The 20,113-nt window shown below is 41.8% G+C and carries 18 protein-coding genes and 1 tRNA gene; 9 read left to right on the forward strand and 10 right to left on the reverse strand.

The window, feature by feature from the left end; translation table 11 throughout:
* Positions 1-84 precede the first annotated feature (84 nt).
* From gshA to NIES592_RS00650, 4 genes are all read left to right on the forward strand, one after another.
* Complete coding sequence (gshA, locus tag NIES592_RS00635; RefSeq protein WP_071846774.1) at positions 85-1,221, forward strand: glutamate--cysteine ligase; 1,137 nt, start codon at positions 85-87, stop codon at positions 1,219-1,221.
* 452 nt (positions 1,222-1,673) lie between these two features.
* On the forward strand, positions 1,674-2,135 hold the full coding sequence (locus tag NIES592_RS00640; protein ID WP_009455262.1) for a tRNA (cytidine(34)-2'-O)-methyltransferase: 462 nt from the start codon (positions 1,674-1,676) through the stop codon (positions 2,133-2,135).
* 752 nt (positions 2,136-2,887) lie between these two features.
* Complete coding sequence (locus NIES592_RS00645; RefSeq protein ID WP_073554636.1) at positions 2,888-5,194, forward strand: peptidoglycan DD-metalloendopeptidase family protein; 2,307 nt, start codon at positions 2,888-2,890, stop codon at positions 5,192-5,194.
* Positions 5,195-5,462: 268 nt separating this feature from the next.
* Positions 5,463-5,536, forward strand: a tRNA-Met gene (locus NIES592_RS00650).
* Between the two features lie 150 nt (positions 5,537-5,686).
* Here the strand turns inward: NIES592_RS00650 and NIES592_RS00655 are convergent.
* Positions 5,687-7,777 carry an amylo-alpha-1,6-glucosidase gene (locus NIES592_RS00655; protein WP_073554637.1) on the reverse strand — a complete coding sequence of 697 codons (2,091 nt, stop codon included), beginning with the start codon at positions 7,775-7,777 and terminating at the stop codon, positions 5,687-5,689.
* A 261-nt stretch (positions 7,778-8,038) separates the two neighbouring features.
* Between NIES592_RS00655 and NIES592_RS00660 the strand changes: the two genes are divergently transcribed.
* The 3 genes from NIES592_RS00660 (at position 8,039) to NIES592_RS00670 (ending at position 9,744) form a co-directional block, all read left to right on the forward strand.
* Positions 8,039-8,638: a peroxiredoxin gene (locus NIES592_RS00660; RefSeq protein ID WP_062249487.1), complete on the forward strand. Its 600-nt coding sequence runs from the start codon at positions 8,039-8,041 to the stop codon at positions 8,636-8,638.
* Between the two features lie 228 nt (positions 8,639-8,866).
* Complete coding sequence (locus tag NIES592_RS00665; protein ID WP_009455266.1) at positions 8,867-9,418, forward strand: peroxiredoxin family protein; 552 nt, start codon at positions 8,867-8,869, stop codon at positions 9,416-9,418.
* Between the two features lie 47 nt (positions 9,419-9,465).
* A complete protein-coding gene (locus NIES592_RS00670) occupies positions 9,466-9,744 on the forward strand; it encodes a glutathione S-transferase family protein (protein ID WP_256678057.1) in 279 nt (92 codons plus the stop codon).
* Positions 9,745-9,822: 78 nt separating this feature from the next.
* Here the strand turns inward: NIES592_RS00670 and NIES592_RS00675 are convergent, their stop codons facing one another.
* The 8 genes from NIES592_RS00675 to NIES592_RS24200 form a co-directional block, all read right to left on the reverse strand.
* Positions 9,823-10,821, reverse strand: coding sequence for a DnaJ C-terminal domain-containing protein (locus NIES592_RS00675; protein WP_062249485.1), 999 nt, complete (start codon positions 10,819-10,821; stop codon positions 9,823-9,825).
* Positions 10,822-10,934: 113 nt separating this feature from the next.
* Positions 10,935-11,456, reverse strand: coding sequence for an AAA family ATPase (locus tag NIES592_RS00680; protein ID WP_084552143.1), 522 nt, complete (start codon positions 11,454-11,456; stop codon positions 10,935-10,937).
* Between the two features lie 92 nt (positions 11,457-11,548).
* Positions 11,549-12,838: a glucose-1-phosphate adenylyltransferase gene (locus NIES592_RS00685; RefSeq protein WP_009455270.1), complete on the reverse strand. Its 1,290-nt coding sequence runs from the start codon at positions 12,836-12,838 to the stop codon at positions 11,549-11,551.
* 165 nt (positions 12,839-13,003) lie between these two features.
* Entirely contained in the window at positions 13,004-13,315 is a 312-nt protein-coding gene (locus NIES592_RS00690) for a hypothetical protein (RefSeq protein ID WP_073554638.1), read from the reverse strand.
* Positions 13,316-13,840: 525 nt separating this feature from the next.
* On the reverse strand, positions 13,841-15,577 hold the full coding sequence (locus NIES592_RS00695) for a S8 family peptidase (protein WP_062249482.1): 1,737 nt from the start codon (positions 15,575-15,577) through the stop codon (positions 13,841-13,843).
* Between the two features lie 518 nt (positions 15,578-16,095).
* Complete coding sequence (locus NIES592_RS00700) at positions 16,096-16,305, reverse strand: hypothetical protein (RefSeq protein WP_009455274.1); 210 nt, start codon at positions 16,303-16,305, stop codon at positions 16,096-16,098.
* A gap of 12 nt (positions 16,306-16,317) precedes the next feature.
* A complete protein-coding gene (gene def, locus NIES592_RS00705; protein ID WP_062249480.1) occupies positions 16,318-16,881 on the reverse strand; it encodes a peptide deformylase in 564 nt (187 codons plus the stop codon).
* 52 nt (positions 16,882-16,933) lie between these two features.
* Positions 16,934-17,245, reverse strand: coding sequence for a hypothetical protein (locus NIES592_RS24200; protein ID WP_143168320.1), 312 nt, complete (start codon positions 17,243-17,245; stop codon positions 16,934-16,936).
* Between the two features lie 104 nt (positions 17,246-17,349).
* Here NIES592_RS24200 and NIES592_RS00710 point away from each other — a divergent pair, with 104 nt between their 5' ends.
* Together NIES592_RS00710 and NIES592_RS00715 are read left to right on the forward strand one after the other, a co-directional pair.
* A complete protein-coding gene (locus NIES592_RS00710; RefSeq protein ID WP_073554639.1) occupies positions 17,350-18,252 on the forward strand; it encodes a cell division protein FtsX in 903 nt (300 codons plus the stop codon).
* Between the two features lie 105 nt (positions 18,253-18,357).
* Positions 18,358-19,170: a DUF3598 family protein gene (locus NIES592_RS00715; RefSeq protein WP_073554640.1), complete on the forward strand. Its 813-nt coding sequence runs from the start codon at positions 18,358-18,360 to the stop codon at positions 19,168-19,170.
* A 1-nt stretch (position 19,171) separates the two neighbouring features.
* Here the strand turns inward: NIES592_RS00715 and NIES592_RS00720 are convergent, their stop codons facing one another.
* A complete protein-coding gene (locus NIES592_RS00720) occupies positions 19,172-20,107 on the reverse strand; it encodes a hypothetical protein (RefSeq protein WP_073554641.1) in 936 nt (311 codons plus the stop codon).
* Positions 20,108-20,113: the final 6 nt, after the last annotated feature.

The raw sequence follows: 20,113 nt of genomic DNA on the forward strand, positions 1-20,113 counted from the left end.
ACTGATTCCCCTTACGGGTGCAATGCAGAAAATCGTCTCATTGGATACAATTTAAGAAGAAGGAGAGCCGAGGAGAAAAATAAGGTGCTATTAAAAGGCTTTGAGATAGAAATGTACACAGGTACACCTGATGGTGAAATCGTCGGTCTCTCTGACAAGATTACTACGTCTTTGGATGGATATGTACGAGAGCCTGATAGCAGGAATGTAGAGTATATTACTGTACCTAGTCGTAATTATGACCAATTATTGTGTGCCATCCTAGGTCCCCGCCTGAAGTTGCGAGAGTACCTTCAGCAATTGGGCAATTATACCCTTATTCCTGGTAGCACGTTGTCTTTAGGTGGTAGCGATCGCTTTGTTCGTTCTGATCCCACAAATCCCTATCACACTTATATCGAGCAAACCTATGGCGCAAAAGTAGTTACGGCTAGTGTGCATATTAATATCGGCATTGATGACCCGGAACTGCTGATGCGGGCTTGTCGCCTCATCCGGGTAGAAGCACCGTTATTTCTTGCTTTGAGCGCTTCTTCTCCTTTTTTAGATGGCAAAGCCACAGGTTTTCATTCTACCCGCTGGCGTGTATTCCCACAAACCCCTGCTCATGTGCCGTTATTTACCAGCCATGCTGATCATATTCAATGGGTAGAACAACAGCTAGCCGCAGGAACAATGCAAAATGTTCGGCATTTGTGGGTATCGGTAAGACCAAATGGCGATCGCCGTCCTTATGATTTAAATCGACTGGAATTGCGAATTTGCGATTTAGTGACAGATCCTATATCTTTATTAGCAATTACTGCTTTACTAGAAGCACGTCTGTTACAGCTCATCGAAAATCCCCATGTTGATCCTTTAACTCTAAGTACTTTTTCTCCTGAAGAACTCATCTCCTTGACTGCTAACAACGAAATAGCTGCAGCTACTTCTAGCCTTGATGCCCAACTGTTGCATTGGCAAGATGGCAGAAAAATCACTGCTAGAGATTGGATTGCTGAACTTTATCAGGAAGTTTGGGCGCTTGCTAAGCAAAACGGCTTCAGTTGTTTCCTTTCACCTCTACAGAAAATTCTCCGTGAAGGTAATGAAGCCCAACAATGGTTACAGCTATATGCTGTTGGTTTCAGCGCTCAAAGCACAATTATTCAGGCTATTCGTGCTGTACGAGAACGTGAAGTAGAACTAGAAGATAAATTATGTGCCTCCCTTGCTGCTTGAGCAATCAGCTTTAGCAGAAAACAGAGAATAGACAACAGGCAATAGAGACATGCCGATAATTAAAATTGGGGGATTTGAACAGGATGTTTCAAATATTTCTCTTTCACCTGGATCAATTAAAGTAAAGGGCTTGTACCCTCGTCTTTGAGGGGCTGATTCTTACTCCTGTTCCCCATTTTCCCTTCCCCTTTAATTCCACTATGGAGTTGACGCCCCATCCTCTATCTGTAGGAAATGGCATCTGTCTTTGGGAATAAAATTCATTCTCTCAAAAATAACCCGATACTTACTCTCAGAACAGATTTTGGGAGTATCCTTTGGTTTGTTTTAAATTTCTAATCAATTGTGGTAGGTTGAAAATTATTAACAAAAGCTATAAGTCGCGTCTATCAATAGGTAGATCTAAACTTTTTGATACTTTACTTTTAAAGATACTGTAAAGCCACCCGAAAATGCCTCAGGTAGTTCTAGTTAATCCCCTCATACCACCCAATACAGGTAATATTGCTCGTACTTGTGCTGCAACAGGTACAGAACTACACTTGGTTGGTCCCTTAGGATTTGAAATTAGCGATCGCTATCTTAAAAGAGCCGGTCTAGATTACTGGCCCTATGTCAAACTGCATTATCACGAATCTCTAGAAGCATTTAAAACCTTACATGAGCAACGAGGAGGAAGACGGCTAGGCTTCAGTGTACGCGGTAATTATAACTATGCTAGCTTTCAATATCGAGTTGATGATTGGCTCTTGTTTGGCAGTGAGACTACAGGTTTGCCGCCAGAAGTTATTAGCAGTTGTGATGCCACTGTTTACATTCCCATGAGCCAACCCAAAGTTCGCAGTTTGAATCTTTCTGTGAGTGTGGCAGTAGCTTTATTTGAAGCGCATCGTCAGTTGGGTTATTTAGAATGAATCACAGAATACACAATGTATAAAAGTTTACTTTTTAACTAAAAATACTTGAAAATTAACAAAAAATTAATCTTTAGTTCATAAATTTTTAGAGAAAACCCTATAGCTACCTTTGTAAAAAAGTCAAATCCTATACTAATTTCTTGAAAACTCGGCAAACTCACAGTAATAATACTTAGAAAAAGCTACAATCATCTATAAGAAATTTGTATATAGCAGAAGAGAGATTTGCTGAATCGAACGATAGATTTTCGTGAATTTGACTTTTTTAATTTGAGGAACTAAAAAACTGAAAGGATGTCATATCAACCATTTGAGCGACTACATAACCGTTAAATTGGTTTTAGGAGCGTAAACATGCCTGAGAGTTAGTACGGTTGTGTTTTAGGGAATAATCAGCGTAAAGTCTCCTGTTGTGACGACGGATTGGGTGAAAAACCCTTGAAGATAAAAGTTATCTACAGCGGTTGTTCGCTCTTCCAATCAGTCCCAATAGTAAGTTTTGAGACAGCTATTAAAGAGCAACAAATTGTAAGTTATGAACAGAGAACAGACAAGTCGCAGAAAAATTAATTTTTTACTAAATTTTCAAAATGTGAACTTGTCTAAATTAAAGAAGCAAGTTAATCTTGCCTAAGTATCTCTGTTCAATGTGATCTTGATCTACTGTTTAATGTGATCCAAATCATTGACTAGTACTCGACTTTAATCATCGAGGTCAGTTAAGCGCTAGTGTTCATAGGAGGTCGTCTTTGAAACGAGCATTGAAAAAAAGAGAGAAGGCTGTGTTAGAAAACACCCAAAGCGAGGAAGTACCGGTGGAACAGCAAAACCCAGTTAACTCACGAATCCACCGCCTGGTACCAACAAAAGCCGCCATGATTGGCTTGGCAATCTCAATGGGGGCGACTAGCCTTTTGGTGACTCGACAAAGCGATCAAGCCCTTGCTGCAGAACCAGTAGGTAATCAAAACACAGCCTCAACACTTCCTGCGACTGCTGATGCCGAATTAAAAATAGCTCGTACAAATCATTTAGAGTCCGAGATCGAATCGTCAGTAAGTCAGCCTGAAAATCCTGTTTTAGTTGAACCAACAGCAATTTCACAGATGCCTGGGCTTGGGGCAAAATGGCAGATTGTCACCAATGGAGTAACTGTGCCAACTCATGGGCCAGTTGTAGTACCAACTAAAGCTCCAATCGCAAACAGGGTGGGTGTTCCTAATGACAACAGCAATACACAAACACCCATACAAACACTATCTAATAGTTATGAAGTAACCCGCAATCAAACCACATCCTTTGCTGCTCAACCGCAGACAGTGGTAGAAGATAAGACACTGAGCAGCGAAGTAAATGCCCAACTGAAAGCGCAGCAAGAATTTGCACTCTACCGCTTACAGGAAAAATCAGACCGTTTAAGAGCCAGTCTGGCAGAACTGCGATCTCAAAGAACTACAGAATTACCCAAAGTTGTCACAAATCAAGCTCAACCAGCATCAGAAGTTGCTAATCCAACTTCACAGGCAAACACAAGCAGCACTTTTACAGTACAGTCACAAACAACTAGCGATGCCAGCCAAGCTAGCTTCGTGTCTAGATTAAAGCAAAAAAATGTAGTGAATGTACCCACAACAGCTGCAACACCAACAGTTAGCACCCCAGTTATTACATCAACAGTAGCAACAGCAAAAGTCGTCACCTCATCAGCTAGTGCTACCTATGAAGTCAAACCAGGGGATACATTAGCAGCGATCGCACGCGCTTATGGTACATCAGTCTCAGAATTAGCTAAGGCAAATCATCTTAGTAATCCCAATCAACTAAAAATCAATCAAAAGCTGAATATTCCCACTACAAAGGTAGACAAAGCAGCCACCACAGCACCAGTAGCAGTTAAGCCCAGTACTTTTGAATTGAGCCGTAATTCCAAAGTTACCAATCCTAGCCCTAATTCAGTTATTGCTGATACCAGCAGCGCTGGAATTGGCTCATCACCCTTAAACAACCAAATTCAAGCCAATACAGTTAACACAGAATATTATTCCACTGATTCAACAACAAATACTAATAAAACAGCAACTGTTCCTGCCACAGAAAACGCCTATGGCATGGGTGGTGATACCCCCATCCCAACAGCGATTACCGAAATGCAGCTGGCTAGGAAACAAGATGCAACCAAATCAAAGAATGCTAAAAACACAAATCCACGCCTAAACAGCTTAAAAGCGGAAATTGAAAGATTACGAGCAAAATACCGCGCTCAACAGTCTGGTAATACAACTGTGGTAGAGGAAGTTAGCAATAACACTGCTGCTGTACAAATTCCAGTTGCCCAACCTAACAATGTCGCAATCCCAATTCCGGTTTCTAGACCCAGTAGCAACGTAGTAGTACCAACCTCAGTTAACAAACCTAATCCAGTAGCAGTATCAATCCCCGTTCCTAGACCAAGGGTATCAACCTACACTACCACAAGACAGAATAAAGAACCGATTAATCCAGAATTTGCTAGCAATCAAACTCAGAAAGTAGCAACACCTAGTATGGGTGGTGATGTATCTCAGTCTTTTAATGCTAAGCGAGGAACTCAAGTTTCTCCAGAATTACCACCATTGGCCGCAGTAGATACATATCTGCCTAAGCCAATTGAAGAAATCACACCTACAGCTACAGGCTATATTTGGCCAGCCAAAGGAGTCCTCACCTCTGGCTATGGTTGGCGTTGGGGAAGAATGCATAGAGGAATTGATATTGCTAACGGTGTTGGTACACCGATTTATGCTTCCTCTGGTGGTGTAGTAGAAAAAGCTGGTTGGAACAATGGTGGCTACGGTAATCTTGTGGATATCCGCCATCCTGATGGCAGTTTGACTCGTTATGGTCACAACAGCAAGGTTTTAGTACGTGTCGGTCAACGAGTAGAGCAAGGTGACACAATTGCTTTAATGGGTAGTACTGGCTTCAGCACCGGACCCCACAGCCACTTTGAAATCCATCCAACTGGCAAGGGCGCAGTCAATCCTATGGCTTTCTTGCCGCCACAACAACGCATATAGTTTTTGGTGGTAGTTGTTTGTTGTTCGTTGTTTGCTAATTTAACACTCAACTACCAACACAATAACTTTAGGATAAAGGGGAAAGGGGAAAACGATAAATTCAAAGGTTTCCCCTTTCCCTTTTCTTAGTCCACAAGCCAGATAAAGAATGTTAATCCGAAAAGTATTGATTACTAAATAAACAGCAATATTTTCAAAATTTCTAAGTATGTAGGACTAGCCATGACAAAACTAGTATGCTATATTTAGAAATCGGTGAGAAAAGTTTGGCTCAGTAGCTCAGTAGGTTAGAGCGGGGGACTCATAAGCCCTAGGTCGTGTGTTCGAATCACACCTGAGCCATCAAAAATAAGGCGTTGCTGAATCTGGTCATGAATTATGTTTGTATACATTTTTGTAGAGACGTAGCATTGCTACGTCTCTACATATCCGTGAATTGTAAATTCATATCTTGATTCAGCAATGCCAAAAATAAAAATCCACTTTAAATTTTCAATTCTCAAGCTGGCGGAGTACCTCAGCAACGGACCACGCTTGAGCGATCGCACCTTTGGGTGTGTGTGGTTCATCACCATCAAAAATTTCCGAAATTGAGCCAAGGCAACCGTCAGCCAGAAAGTGGTCTAGCAGAGGTTGCCAGTCAAAAGGCAAAGGTTCTGTAGTACAGAAACGTTTCCAAGCTCGGATAAAAGGGCCAATTAGCCAACACCAAACAGTACCTTGATGGTAAGAGCGATCGCGCCGTTGTGGATGACCCATATATTTGCCGATGTATTCCGGATCACCCGGGTCAAGGGTACGAAGACCATAGGGTGTGAGTAAGCGTTTAGTAGCTAACTGTAATATCTGACGCCCCTGTTCAATAGAAAAGGCGCAGTGGGCAAGGGAAAGCGCAATCACGGCATTTGGACGAACCTGAGAGTTACGATGATCGTCTGGCTCTATAGTGTCATATAAGTAGCCTAGCTGGGAATTCCAGAACTGTTGGAGTGAGTCTTTGACTTGTTGGGCTTGCTGGCTGTAACGTCGAGCCTGCTTGGCGAAACGACTTGGTTCGGCGACAGTTTCTTGCTCACTCAAGATTTCTGCCCACCGAGAAGCCCAGCACAAAGCTGAGTACCATAGAGCGTTAATTTCGACTGGCTTCCCACGGCGGGGTGTTACTGGTTGTCCATCAACTACTGCATCCATCCAAGTTAAGGCAACACCACGAGCATCCCAACCAATTAAACCATCCGTAGAATCTACTTGAATGTTGTAGCGTGTACCACCAATGAAGGCTTTATAAATTTGCTGTATTACTGAGTATTGTTCTGCTAAAAACAGCCAATCTTGTGTCGCTTCTAGGTATAGCCCCAAGGTTTCAATCCACCACAGAGCCGTATCAATGCTATTGTAAACAGGTTCATTTTCTAAACTAGGAAATATATTGGGGATCAAACCGCGGCGACAGTAACGTCCAAGACTCTGTAAAAGTCCTTTTGCCAAATCAAAACGCTGAGTCCGCAACGCTAAACCTGGTAAAGCAATCAAGGTATCACGTCCCCTGTCATTAAACCAATGATAACCAGCTATTACAGTAGGTTCAGCACCACAGAAGGGGGAAACAACAAACTGATCGCTGGCCTTTAGTAATTGCTGCCAAATTGGGAAAGATGATGGAGTGCTTTTTTCTCCCCACCTCCGGTTCTCCCAATCTCCCAATCTCCCCACTTCTTCCTGTTCCCATCTAAATACTAAAGAGAGTCGGTCTTGTTCTGCCTCAACAACTTCTGCAAAGGTATCGTCAGTGAGGGGACTTTGTAAGAGATCGGGAAAACCCACCTTGGCTTCGAGAGTGACTACATCTCCTGGTAAAAGCGTAACTGTTAAATAACCAGGACTGTAGAGATCTTCGCGATCGCTTAATCCTCGCCGTGTCTCTTCTGGTAAATGGTAATTCCAATACCAAAATCCGTCTGGTTGATAATTGCCTCGTGTCCAGCGCAAGTGCCAGGGTGTACCAAACACTCCTGAGTTGATCCCTTGCAAACAGACTTGTCCCTGACCTAGTAATTGTGAGAACTGTAACTGTGGAGTGGCTTTTTGCTGGTCGTGAAAATCGCGATCGGCGATCAACAGTCGCAACCTCAAAATGCCCTCATCCTTTCCTTCATAACGATATTGAATTAAAAGGCGATTACAAGAAGATAGGGTGAAGTTTTTCTCCTCAACGCCCCATCTCCCCACCTCCCTCTCTCCTCTACAAAAGTGGGGCATTACCAATTGTCTTGTTAGCTGCCAGTCGTCTTCACCCCACACCCATTTAGGAACCGGATTAATATTAAAATGACGTAGCAGTTCGTAACCTGCCGGATCAATCTGACCACTACCCCAAAAATTAGTCCCCAATGCTATAACTTGCTTTGGTAGTTCCAGGCTAGCTTCCAGATGCGAAAACAGTAGGGTGCGTCTAGAAGGCAAGTTCGTCGCAGCAAATAACCAACCGTGATAAGTACGAGTGCGGACATCAGAAACCGTACCACTGGCAAAACTTCCCAAGCCATTCGTGAGCAACCATTCTCTTGTATCTAAATCGGCCATTTGCTACTCAAAATCGTTATGAGTATGATATAGTTGTAACAGTTCGTAATTAAGCTGTCAGGGCGTAGACAGGTAAGTATTACCTGTACACCTAAGATGAGCGGGCAGCTAGTACTTAGCCAACCCAAAATTCAGGGTATTGGTCGGGTAAAGGCTAAAGGTTAGAGGATAAAAATCCTCACTACCGATGTTATTTTCCCACTCCCCAAAGAAACTTTGGTGGACTACTAGACGAAAATAATTTCCAAGGAGAATTAGTATATGTCTACAGAAGGATGCCTCCGTGTTGGTCAATCAGCTCCCGACTTTACAGCAACTGCTGTGGTAGATCAAGAATTCAAAACAATTAAACTTTCCGACTATCGCGGTAAGTATGTTGTTTTGTTTTTCTATCCCCTAGACTTTACCTTTGTTTGTCCAACAGAAATCACAGCTTTTAGCGATCGCTACGAAGAATTTAAAAAGATTAACACAGAAATCCTCGGTGTGTCCGTTGATAGCGAATTTTCACACCTAGCATGGATTCAGACCGATCGCAAGTCTGGAGGAGTTGGTGATCTTAACTATCCCCTTGTGTCCGATATTAAGAAAGAGATTAGCACTGCTTACAACGTCCTTGATCCAGCAGCTGGCATAGCTTTGCGTGGTCTGTTCATCATTGACAAAGATGGTGTCATCCAACACGCGACTATCAACAACCTCGCCTTTGGTCGTAACGTAGATGAAACACTGCGGACACTACAAGCTATTCAGCACGTCCAATCTCACCCTGATGAAGTATGTCCTGCTGGTTGGAAGCCTGGTGATAAAACAATGATTCCCGACCCGGTAAAGTCTAAAGTTTACTTTGCTGCTGTGTAGGTAACGGGATTTCCCATATCAACTATCAACAATTTGACCTTCGGAATGTTTATTCCGAGCTGGATTGGTGTTAGGCTTCTGGCCTACCCAATCTATCCGATGCAAGATTTCAGAGTGACCACAGATATACACGATATGCACACGGATATAAATTAATCGGTGTCATTTTGTCAGTTATCTGTGGTTTGTTTATGTAATAGTTTTGATATTTTTATTGGGGAGAAAATCATGTTAATTTCAACTGATTTTAGCGGTTTATTTAATGAGCGCTTTTTCCGAAATTTTTTACCGATTCCTGCTGCCAATCAAATACCACTAGGATTTTTAACGCCAGATTTTCAACTGCCAGATATAACCAATAATACTTTAATCAAATTATCAAATTACAGAAATAAACAACCAGTATTACTTGCTTTTACGCGAATTTTTACAGAAAAACAATATTGTCCCTTTTGCTACCCACACATCAAATCCTTAAACGAAAACTATGAACAATTTCAAAATCGGGGCATAGAAGTTTTAATGGTTACTAGTACTGATGAACGGCAAAGTCAAATAGTTGTAAGAGATTTAGGCTTAAAGATGCCATTACTGAGTGACCCCACCTGCCGAGTGTTTCGCACCTATAATGTTGGCCAAGCTTTGGGAGCGCCTTTACCAGCACAATTCGTTTTAGATCAAGAAGGTAGACTGCGTTATAAGCATTTGTTTTCGTTCCTAGACCACAATGCTAGTGTAGAAAAATTGCTAGAGCAATATAATGCAATAGTTAAAAGCTAATAGCAAAAATAATTTTCTATGCTCAAACTGTATCACCAAACCAGAAAATAGCTACAGTACTGAAATTTTTTGAAAGCTTGTTAGGTCATCATCCTTATTTTAGTGGTGAACTATTGACTCCAGCAGACATTGTTGCCGGCTGTGCAGTGACTATTTTGCCGATATTGGGTTTTTCTCTCAGTGACAACCCCAAATTAAGGGCATGGGTAAAAAGCTTAATGCAGCGTCCGGCTTGGCAAACTACCCATCCTACCCCAGAAGCGATTGAAGCATTTAAATCTCTTATGCAAGCTTTAATGGCACAGTATCAGTCTGGGAGGAGTTAATGGTTGATGCTTGTTGGTTGTTAATTGTTGTTTGTTATTTGAACTACCAACCACCAACAACCAACCACCAACAATATATTACAGCCTAATATTCTGTAAATGACTGCGGGGGTTATAGGTACGAATAGCGCGGATTTTTTCATAATACTCCCGCTCTTGTTGACTGATGTCTCTGGGAGTGGCGATCGCAATTTTCACTAACTGATCACCACGTCCACTCTTAGGTTGGGGCCAGCCTTTACCACGTAAACGCAGGGATTGACCAGAACGCACTCCAGCAGGTAGTTTAACATTTACGCTACCATCAGGAGTAGGTACTTCTATTGAAGCGCCCAAAACTGCTTCATCTGGTGTAATTGGTACTTCGCACACCAAGTTATCACCCTCAAACTGGAAGAAGGGGTGAGACTGAAGCTCAACTTTCAGGTACAAATCGCCTCGTTGTTGCGTGAGAGGGCTGATTTGACCTTTACCTCGCACCCGTAGACGAGTACCAGGTTTGGCGCCGGCGGGAATGCGGACATCAATAGTTTCGTTACCAAGATTAAAGCGCTTTTGTACACCATGAAACGCTTCCGAAAAAGTCAAAGAAATTATAGCTTCAGTATCTTGGGCAGTACCTACACCAGCATCCTGGAAACCAAAGTCATTAAAACTGCCAAAACCACCAGGTCCAGCACCAGTGGAAGTGCGGTAACTATAGGATTGCCTTGTACTGCGAGTACTACCACCACCGAAGCGTCCTAATAATTCATTAATAAAATCATCAAAACTACCGTATTGACTAAAGTCAAAGCCACCCATATCAACGCCAACACCACCATAAGGGTTGCCTTGACCTACTTGTTTCCAGTATTGACCAAATTGATCGTATTTTTGGCGTTTGTCTGGGTCTGACAAAACCTCGTAAGCTTCGTTCACTTCTTTGAAGCGTGCTTCTGCCTGTTTATTGCCAGGGTTAACATCCGGGTGATATTTACGAGCTAATTTCCGAAAAGCCTGTTTAATTTCATCTGCACTAGCAGTTTTACTAACTCCCAGAACAGCATAATAATCTTTAAAATCGGTTGTAGCCATCTACAATACTCCTCTAGCATTTACCTTTATGTTTTTTTGTAAAATATGAGGTTGGGTATTCTACACTAGGCAGAATTCTAGGCAGATTAACTCTGATTTTAAATTAACAAACCTTAAATAAATTCGAGTTCGGTTGTTGCTGAAAACGTAAGGGCAATTTCCGTACTTTGTGAGATCCCCGAATAGCAAATTAGGCAATCTAGTCCTTCTTCTAAACTAGGAGGAGCATCGCGCAATTGACGATACATCCGAAAAATCACATCTTCTGGTACTTGACGTTCCCGTCTTTGATTGCGTGCTAAACATAGCCAAACAGGAGTTTTTACCCAAATCCCGGTAATATGAGTAAAACCAATGTTGCGGGCTAAGGTAATGACTTCACAGCGGTGGCGTCGCTGAGCGTTAGTAGCATCATAAATGACTGTACTATCTGTAGCGATCACCCTTTGAAATTGCCGCTCAATTTCTTGCCAAACCAACAGCCAAGGCCCCTGGATTGCCTCATTACCAAATAATTGCCCCCGGATAGCATCGGTAGAAACCAGTCGCCTCTGGGGGCATTGTGTCACTAATTGTTTTGCCAAGGTTGACTTACCGCTACCAGGAAGACCAATTAGTAAGAAGAGATTTGTCATTAGTCATTTGTTGTTTCTTATTTGTTGTTTGTTGCTTGTTGTTGCTTGTCTATTCCCAACAACTACCAATAACCAACAAACAACTAAATATACTAAATTATCGTCCCATCAGGAATGACGGCGTTTTTCAGTACAACGACAATGCCACTACGGATGTAGAAACCTTGACTTTCGCGCTCGGCTTCTTGGACATTATCTTTGTTAACGATTTGCACATCACAACCTATGTGAGTATTTTTGTCAATGATGGCGCGGCGAATAATGGTGTTAGAACCGATACCTAAAGGCACACTACGGTGGTCACAGTCAGACTGGCGTTCAGCAAATGGCTGATACATGTCTGCACCCATAATCATGGAATCTTGAATGATACAGCCAGATTCAATGCGCGATCGCACTCCTAACACCGAGTTTTCAATGCGGCAATTTTTGAGAATACAACCTTCGCCAATTATTGATTGGGTGACATGACAATCTAAAAGTTTGCTGGGAGGTAAATAACGAGCGCGAGTGTAAATCGGCGCTTGCTCATCGTAAAAACTAAAAGGCGGGCGAGGTTGTTGAGTTAAAGTCAGGTTGGCATTATAAAACGCTTCAATTGTTCCGATGTCTTCCCAATAGTCATTGAATAGGTAAGCTTGAACGTTGTAATCGTTGGCTGCGTCAGGAATAATTTCTTTGCCAAAATCAGTCCTTTCGGAAGCTTCTTTCAACAACTTGATCAAAACATCTTTTTTAAAGACATAGATTCCCATGGAGGCGATGTATGGCTGCTGTTCGGCTTGTTCTTGGTTTAAGCCTAAAACAGTAGTATCAACCCGCATTTTCTTTAAAGCTTCGCCTTTGGGTTTTTCGCTGAAGTCAACAACCCTGCCAGACTCGTTGATTTTCATCAAACCAAAGTCTGAGGCACGACGTTCATCAATGGGTATAACTGAGAGAGTAATATCAGCTCCAGTTTCTCGATGACGTTGGATAAATTGGCGATAGTCCATGCGATACAGATGATCGCCTGATAGTATCAAATATTCATCTACATCCCATTCTTCAAACAGCCATAGGTATTGACGAACCGCATCGGCTGTACCTTGGAACCAGCTGAGGTTTTCTGGGGTTTGCTGTGCCGCGAGGACTTCCACAAACCCTTCAGTAAAGCCAGCAAAGCTGTAGGTACGAGCAATATGGCGATTCAGAGAAGCCGAGTTGAATTGTGTCAGGACGTATATTTTGAAAATTTCGGAATTTATACAATTACTGACAGGGATATCTATCAATCGATACTTACCTGCCAAGGGCACCGCTGGTTTTGCGCGTAGTTTGGTGAGCGGATAAAGGCGGGTTCCTGCACCGCCACCGAGAATGATTGCTAAAACTTTTTTCACAAGTTTGCTCCCGACTGCCTTTCAACTCTCAACTACAGTTTAGGACTGTCTGCGGCAGCTGGTAAGGGGGTATTGAAAACTAAGTTTAGTCAACTTTACAAACTGCTGCCGGAGATAAATAATACGACATGTGTTACAAAATGAAGCTAGATGTATCAATTAATATTAATATTTATTAACACTGATACTCTTCGGATCCCATTGCCTATCCACCAAACGCAACTTTTGCGATAGTTTCAGATACTGCACCCAAGACTGTTCTGAAAGTTTAGCAATTTCATTGACAGATAAAGTAGCAGAAAATACGTCTTTTTTTTCAGTAATTCCACTTATTCCGAGATTTTCCAAGATAGCAGCCGCATTAGAATTATCCGCTAGTGGTTGGGTGTGGATGAAAACGACTAAACTACGTTCATCTGGATCTTGGACTTGATTGAGCGCCATAGCAAGGGCGGCATCTAGCTTTTTATAATTCATCTGAAAATCCCCTGTAACACCATATTGGGAAAGGGTGAAGGGTTAAAGGAATTGATATTCTTGCCGTTGGCCCTTTAACCTTTTTCCCTTTCGTAGTGTCTTAATTCTTTTAGAGTAAGCTTACTTATTGGACAAAGGGCAGGTTCAAAATAACCTGTCCTAAGAACAACCTATCAGATCTATAAACTTGACGCGCCTACCCTTGTATAGACTCGATAATATGATTTTCTATAACTAATTAGAGATTTAACTTCTTGTGGGTAAAAGAGCTAAGGTTAAAGGGGTAGAGTTAAAGGAATAGAGAAAATCCTTACCTTTTACCCTTCACCTCTTAACTGAATTAATTTATGGATAACGTGTTTAACTACTGGTCTGTATCATTAGTTCTCACGAGTTGCCATGGCTAGATCCCCGAATTTTTTAAAAAGTCGGGGATCTCGCACCTCATCAAAACCAATGACACAAACTACCAGCCAAAGCAGAATTCCCTACTTTTTAGCGGATGTATTATTTCAGCCTTTGAAACTACAAATTTTCCACATTAATTAATCCATAACCCCATTTCTTATCAAAAGTTCCTGTATTTTCACCAGGAATAGAACTATTTTGACGTAGCAAATCTTTCACAGCCTCTGGGGTAAGATTAGGATCGCGTTGTAACAACAGTGCTACCAAGCCAGTAACAAATGGTGTTGCCATACTCGTACCAGCTAAGGCTGCAAATTTAGAGTTCACCATCATTGATCGATCAAAGTTGGCTGTAGACGAAAGAGCAGAAACAATCATCGCTCCTGGTGCTGCCACATCAGGCTTTTGGGAACCATTCCGCAGTGGGCCTTCGCTACTAAAGTCAGAAATATCATCCAACTCTAAACCGACTTGTCGCTCAATACCATCAATATCAGTGTATTTATTTTTAGTAGTATAAGAAGCCACTGTGATTGCAGTGCTGGCAGCCCCTGGTGAACCAATTTTCATCGTGTCGGATATGCTTTTACCTGTAAAAAATACTGACGCTGCGTCATCTAACGTCCATACGTCTAGGCGTACGTTATTTCCAGAGGTGTTGCGTACCCGTAATTGCCAAACTCCACCTGGTACAGGTTGGTTAAATATAAAACCTCCGCCTCGAATTTGCACGAAGAAGTTATAGTCCCCGTTGACTGGATCTGGCCCTGGAGTGACAATTTCTACCCGTGCATCTGGTAAGTTGTACTGTTTTGAGGGATTGCCATTAGAAATAATTGGTTGGAAAGGAGTCACAAATCCATTGGGACTGCGTAGAGATATTTCCAACTGACCATCACGGGAATACCAACCGTTTAACCAAATAATACCTACTTGATTGTAGGGAACACTAAAGCGCATAGTTCCCAAGGTTTTGCTGCTAACAGTTGTCTGACCGTGAATATTGTCATTACCTTCATTACCCGCAGCACAGCAAACAATCCTTCCCGGTCCGGATTCAGCATCAATAATTTTTGATAGAGAGTCACTACCATCGTGGGCGTCGGCGTGTCCACCTAAGCTAAGATTCACAACTGCTGGACGTCCCATTTCACTTGCGACTCGGAAAATATAGCGAACACCATCAGCAATGTGAGCATCTTGCAAATCAGTTTTGACAACTACTAATTCTGCTTCTGGTGCTACACCACCATAGGTACTATCCAAGCCAGAGGCTATACCTGCAACGTGAGTACCATGACCGTCTGTGTCTTGGGAAATTGTCAGCTGGGTTCCGGTTAATTCGGCTCCATAACCGCCTTCTGCTACTCCTGGACCTGGTAGGGTTTGATCCCAAATTCTCAAGATACGTTCTGCAAAAGCGGGGTGTTTTGGATCAATACCACTGTCTATGACCCCAATAACTACCCCCTTACCAGTCAATCCAGTATTATTCTTAAACTCCGGCAGTTTTACTTTCTCCGGTGCTGCGTCCATCCGTAATTTTAATTTACGAGATGGTTTGATCCTTTCAACAGCAGATTCTTCAGATAAAACATCTAAACTATCTATGGGTAAATATGCCGTCCTAACAGTACCTGTACTTTGGTTAATTTCAATACCGTATTGTGACAAATGGCTCAAATCAGCATTTTCATCACAGTAGATAAAAACGACACTACGGGTAGGCTTAACACTATTTTTCGGGGCAATTATCCCGAGTGATCGCTTGTGCGTGGTTAAAGCTTCTTTTCCTTCTCTTTGATAGTCCTCATAAGCCAATAGCAATCCGGGAGAAATTTTTTCGTGTCTCATTTTTACCTCAATTTCAGTGCAATTGCTGCAAGATCTTAGCAGGATAAGTCACTTTCGCACCAATTTTTCACAAGTAATTTTTTTAGCTAAAATCGTTGCAAGCGAATATAGTTATCTGCTGCTAAATGTAAACAAAGTACAACTATTAAGTTCATTCGTAATTCATGAATACAATAACTGTCTGATTGATTTCGCAAAAATTCTGCTCTAAAAAAATAAATAAAATCTTAAATTCGTGAAAAACGAACTCAAACCAAGCGAAAAACTATTAAATTCTTTGTGCCTTAGTGTCTTTGTGGTTCAAAGATAATCTTTGTTACCACCAAGACACTAAGACACGAAGTAAAATTTAATAGGGATGACTATATTTCACTTATAGTGAAGTACTTATCTTGTTTTGAGAAAATACAGATAGGTGAAGCGATAGGAAGTAAAGAGAAGTTGGAAAAATAAAAGGTAAAAGGTAAAAGGATAAATATTTCCTTTTCCTTTTCCTTATGAATACTAGTTTTTGATGTTTACTTATTTAAATTTGCTTTAGCATCTTTGACTGCGACAAAGAAAAATAGTGCTGTTAGGGGTATGCTTAACCCTAAAATAATGGCGGTGGTTTGAGTACCTAAATCAGGCTGACCTGAGGTAAGTTCAAAAATAGAACCTACTCCTGCGATCGCACTAATGCAAGAACAGGCTAAAAATAAACCACTTTTGGGAGTTATGACGTTCACAAGCACACCATCCTACACGACTGATTTGACAGCTTGATAGGAGAAGCCGTGCTTGGATAACTCCTGCGCTAAAGCCAAAGAGTTTTCTACACGGTCTACAAATACTACACCGTTGAGGTGGTCAATCTCGTGCTGAATACAGCGTCCTAGTAAATCTGAAGCCTTCAGTGTTTTAGGACGTCCATACTCATCTTTGTAGGAGATTTCTACAACTTCAGGACGCTTGACGTCCATGTAAACTCCTGGAATGCTCAAACATCCTTCTTGAGCAACGCACATGTCCCGACTCACCTGTTTAATAGTAGGGTTAATCAACACTAGTGGGGAGTTGGCTGGGTTATCTGGTTCAAGATCAATAACAATAACTTGTTTATTAATTCCGACTTGGGGTGCAGCCAAACCAATACCATCTTGGCTGTACATGGTTTGTAGCATTTCCCGTGCTAGTTTGCGGATTTCTTCGTCTATTTTAGTAACGCGCTTGGCCCCTTGGCGCAAAACGCGATCGCCAAGGTAATGCAGTTCCAAGGGCGGATTTTGTAACTTTTTCTTCTCAACAGCAACTTGCGAAGGCATTCTTTTTTATCTCACCTATTATGGATTGGAAATGATTCCGCTTTATTCAATCTTAGCAATCTGTGGGAGTGTGGGGTGATGGGGCAGTGGGGAGATGGAGTGATGGGGAGTGATGGGGAGTGTGTAGACGCGGTAGCGGTGAGGGGGTCGCAGTCTTGGACGCCAGGTGCTTTATGCCGGGAGACCCGTCCACCGCACTGGCTCCGCTTCCCGTCACGATTGCGAACCCCCGTAGACGGGCGAAGCCGGGCTTCTCGAAGAGTACCCGGAGGGCTTCCCGTAAGGGTGGGGTGTGTAGACGCGTAGCGGCTTCCCGTAAGGGTGGAGTGTGGGGGGTGTGAGGGGTGTGAGAAGTCAGTAACAACCACTAACTACTAACCAATAATGACTATTGACCATTGACCTTTGACAAATGAGAAATGACTAATAATAGAGTTTGATGATTTTGTATAAATGATAGGTTATATAATGTTGAAAATACTGACGAAAGTTGACTATCTGCTGAAAGAAACCTTGATTGGTTTGCAGCGCGGTGGCTGGATGAATTGGGCTGCTATCAGTACTGTTACTGTGTTATTATTTTTATTCGGTTTGAGTTTACAAACTTCCTGGCAAGTAGAAAAATTGCTTTATCAGTTCGGTAGTCAGTTGGAAGTATCTGTGTATCTTGATCCGGGTGCGCGTGCTGAAAGTGTTGAACCGTTTGTGTCAACAATGCCAGAGGTTGCAGACATAGAAGTTATTACTAGGGAACAAGCTTGGCAGAAGTTAGTTAAAGAACTGGGAATTTCTGATATCAAAGGTGCTACTGAGCAGCTAGGTGAAAATCCGCTTGTGGATGAATTGAAGGTGAAAGCGCGTAACTCTGAGGTAGTACCAACCTTAGCAACACAACTAGCAAAGTTGCATGGTGTAGATGCAGTTCAGTATGTAGATGAAGCAGTCAGAAGGATTTCTCAGTTGCATCGAGGTTTAAACTGGGTGACACTAACAATTACTATAATTTTGACTTTAACAGCGATCGCTGTTACTACCACCACTATCAGATTAATAGTTATGGCGCGACGCCAAGAAATTGAAATTATGCAGCTAGTGGGAGCAACTTCCGCTTGGATTTATCTACCGTTTATATTGCAGGGAATTGCTTTTGGCTTGGTTGGAGGTGCGCTCGCTTGGAGTTTTATTAGCATTGTTCAACAGTTCCTGGGACATTTACTGGCTAATCAACCCGAATTTATCAAATTTCTCACCAACGGTTTACAACTGACTCCGTTACAAACTTTATTATTACCCTTTATTCTTCTAAACTTTGGTGCAACGGTAGGATTAATAGGAAGTTTATTTGCTGTGCAAAAATTTGCGAAAAGTTAGTCAAATAACCAGTTGTCTGTTATCAGTTATCTATTATCAGATTAATTTTTTCACTGTTCACTAATTTTCACGACTAACCACTAACCACCAACAAATAACCAACAAATGACTCAATGGGAATGTTTACTCAAAAATCTTGGTGAATGGCGAGGTTCATTTACTCGTGTATCTCCTCACGGGGAAATAATCGCAGATACACCTAGTGTTGTGTCTTTAAAAGGGTTAAATAATAATCAAACAATTCGTCAAATTATTCGCTTAGACGGAGATGAAAAAGTCTTAGAATACAGTTCTTTGGGGCGGGGTGTATTATTTTTTGAGAATGGTGCTTTTTCTCAAGGTACGATTCAGCTAGGGCCGTTTTCTGAATTTGGAGCAGAATTAGGATTAATTTATGAAAATCGCCGTTTGCGCCTCGTACAGTTGTTTGATAAAAATGGTCAATTAGAACAATTTACCCTCATCCGCGAACATCTAGCCGGAACCCCAGCTATACAAAGCCCTGCTTTAGCAGTAGAAGCATTGTTAGGAGAATGGCAAGGCGAAGCAGTGACGATATATCCAGATTGGCGATCGCCTGATCTTTACTCTACCAAAATGCAATTGCAACTAGACAGTTCTGGAAGTTTAGTCCAAAGTCTTTCGTTTGGCGATCGCACAATTACTTCCACCGCTACAATCAACGGTTCTATTCTTACATTTAGTCAAGATTTGCAAAAGCAGGTACAAGTCTTGCTATTACCTGATGGTGCTTCTGCCACTTCACCATTAAAAGTGCAATTTCGTCAACCCTTATTTTTGGAGGTGGGTTGGTTAATTACACCAAATCTGCGTCAACGCATGATTCGTAGTTACAACGATAAAGGAGAATGGGTGAGTTTGACTTTAGTGACAGAACATCGGGTGAATTCAGTATAAATTAAGAGCGACGAATAAAACGCCCAATCCCAGCAGCGCACCGGAGAGCAATTTTTTTCTGGTGGTATTGCCAAGGTGAATAAAGTTGTATTGGTGTTTGCGTGTTTTGCCAATAAGCTTTATCTGTCAATGTTGGTGGTGATCCTTCCAACGCTTTAAAAATCAGTTGTTTTCGCCAAGGCTTGATCTGGCTTCCCGACGCATGTGACATGATATCTACGCTAACGCCACCAAAATCCATTCCCATCCGACTCACAGTACTAAGTGGTTCAGAACTTAACATTAATGCCAAGTTCAAGACACATTGATCAGTTTGGAAATAGGGATAACGATTCAAAGCAAGACAAAAATCCTTGAGATTGATATAACCTGCTTCTTCAAAGATATGTAATAATTTTTGCCATAACAAAAGTATAGATTTCTGGCTTTGCTTTACACCAATAAAACCAGAATTATAGTAGCGCTCTAGTTGACGTTGGCAAGAAAAACCGTAGCGTTCAGCAAGTTCTTTCCAAGCGATCCGATAGGGATGATTGGCAGGCATATAATCATAAGCATCCTCACATAAGGCAATACCACGCTCAATCCAATCAAGGTAGAAATCCCAACAACGTTTATTGACAATATCAGGATCAAAATAAAATAATGCTTCAACTTCTGGACAATAATTTTCCCAAAGTTGCAGCATGAAATCAGGTTTGTAATTAGCAAAAAATATTGAAGTGGTGAGCTTGATAAATCGAATTACACAATCTTTTGCCACATAAAACTCTTGATATCCTTCACCTTCTTTAATAGAATTTGCCCAAGGAGGTAAATTGCCTCGATATCCTGCCCAGACTACACCGCGAAAGCCGTGATTGTAAAGAGAATTAACTAATACTCCTACACCGTAATGATAATCACCTTCAAATAAAGTACAAATGTTTGCAAGCATAGACAA

Source organism: Fischerella major NIES-592, assembly GCF_001904645.1.
In the GTDB taxonomy this organism is placed as follows: Bacteria; Cyanobacteriota; Cyanobacteriia; order Cyanobacteriales; family Nostocaceae; genus Fischerella; species Fischerella thermalis.

Coding starts and splice junctions, on each gene's coding strand:
- NIES592_RS00720 (WP_073554641.1), bottom strand. CDS start 20,107: ATGCTTGCAAACATTTGTACTTTATTTGAAGGTGATTATCATTACGGT.
- NIES592_RS00715 (WP_073554640.1), top strand. CDS start 18,358: ATGACTCAATGGGAATGTTTACTCAAAAATCTTGGTGAATGGCGAGGT.
- NIES592_RS00640 (WP_009455262.1), top strand. CDS start 1,674: ATGCCTCAGGTAGTTCTAGTTAATCCCCTCATACCACCCAATACAGGT.
- NIES592_RS00665 (WP_009455266.1), top strand. CDS start 8,867: ATGTTAATTTCAACTGATTTTAGCGGTTTATTTAATGAGCGCTTTTTC.
- NIES592_RS00675 (WP_062249485.1), bottom strand. CDS start 10,821: ATGGCTACAACCGATTTTAAAGATTATTATGCTGTTCTGGGAGTTAGT.
- NIES592_RS00655 (WP_073554637.1), bottom strand. CDS start 7,777: ATGGCCGATTTAGATACAAGAGAATGGTTGCTCACGAATGGCTTGGGA.
- NIES592_RS00680 (WP_084552143.1), bottom strand. CDS start 11,456: ATGACAAATCTCTTCTTACTAATTGGTCTTCCTGGTAGCGGTAAGTCA.
- NIES592_RS00710 (WP_073554639.1), top strand. CDS start 17,350: ATGTTGAAAATACTGACGAAAGTTGACTATCTGCTGAAAGAAACCTTG.
- NIES592_RS00695 (WP_062249482.1), bottom strand. CDS start 15,577: ATGAGACACGAAAAAATTTCTCCCGGATTGCTATTGGCTTATGAGGAC.
- NIES592_RS00660 (WP_062249487.1), top strand. CDS start 8,039: ATGTCTACAGAAGGATGCCTCCGTGTTGGTCAATCAGCTCCCGACTTT.
- NIES592_RS00690 (WP_073554638.1), bottom strand. CDS start 13,315: ATGAATTATAAAAAGCTAGATGCCGCCCTTGCTATGGCGCTCAATCAA.
- def (WP_062249480.1), bottom strand. CDS start 16,881: ATGCCTTCGCAAGTTGCTGTTGAGAAGAAAAAGTTACAAAATCCGCCC.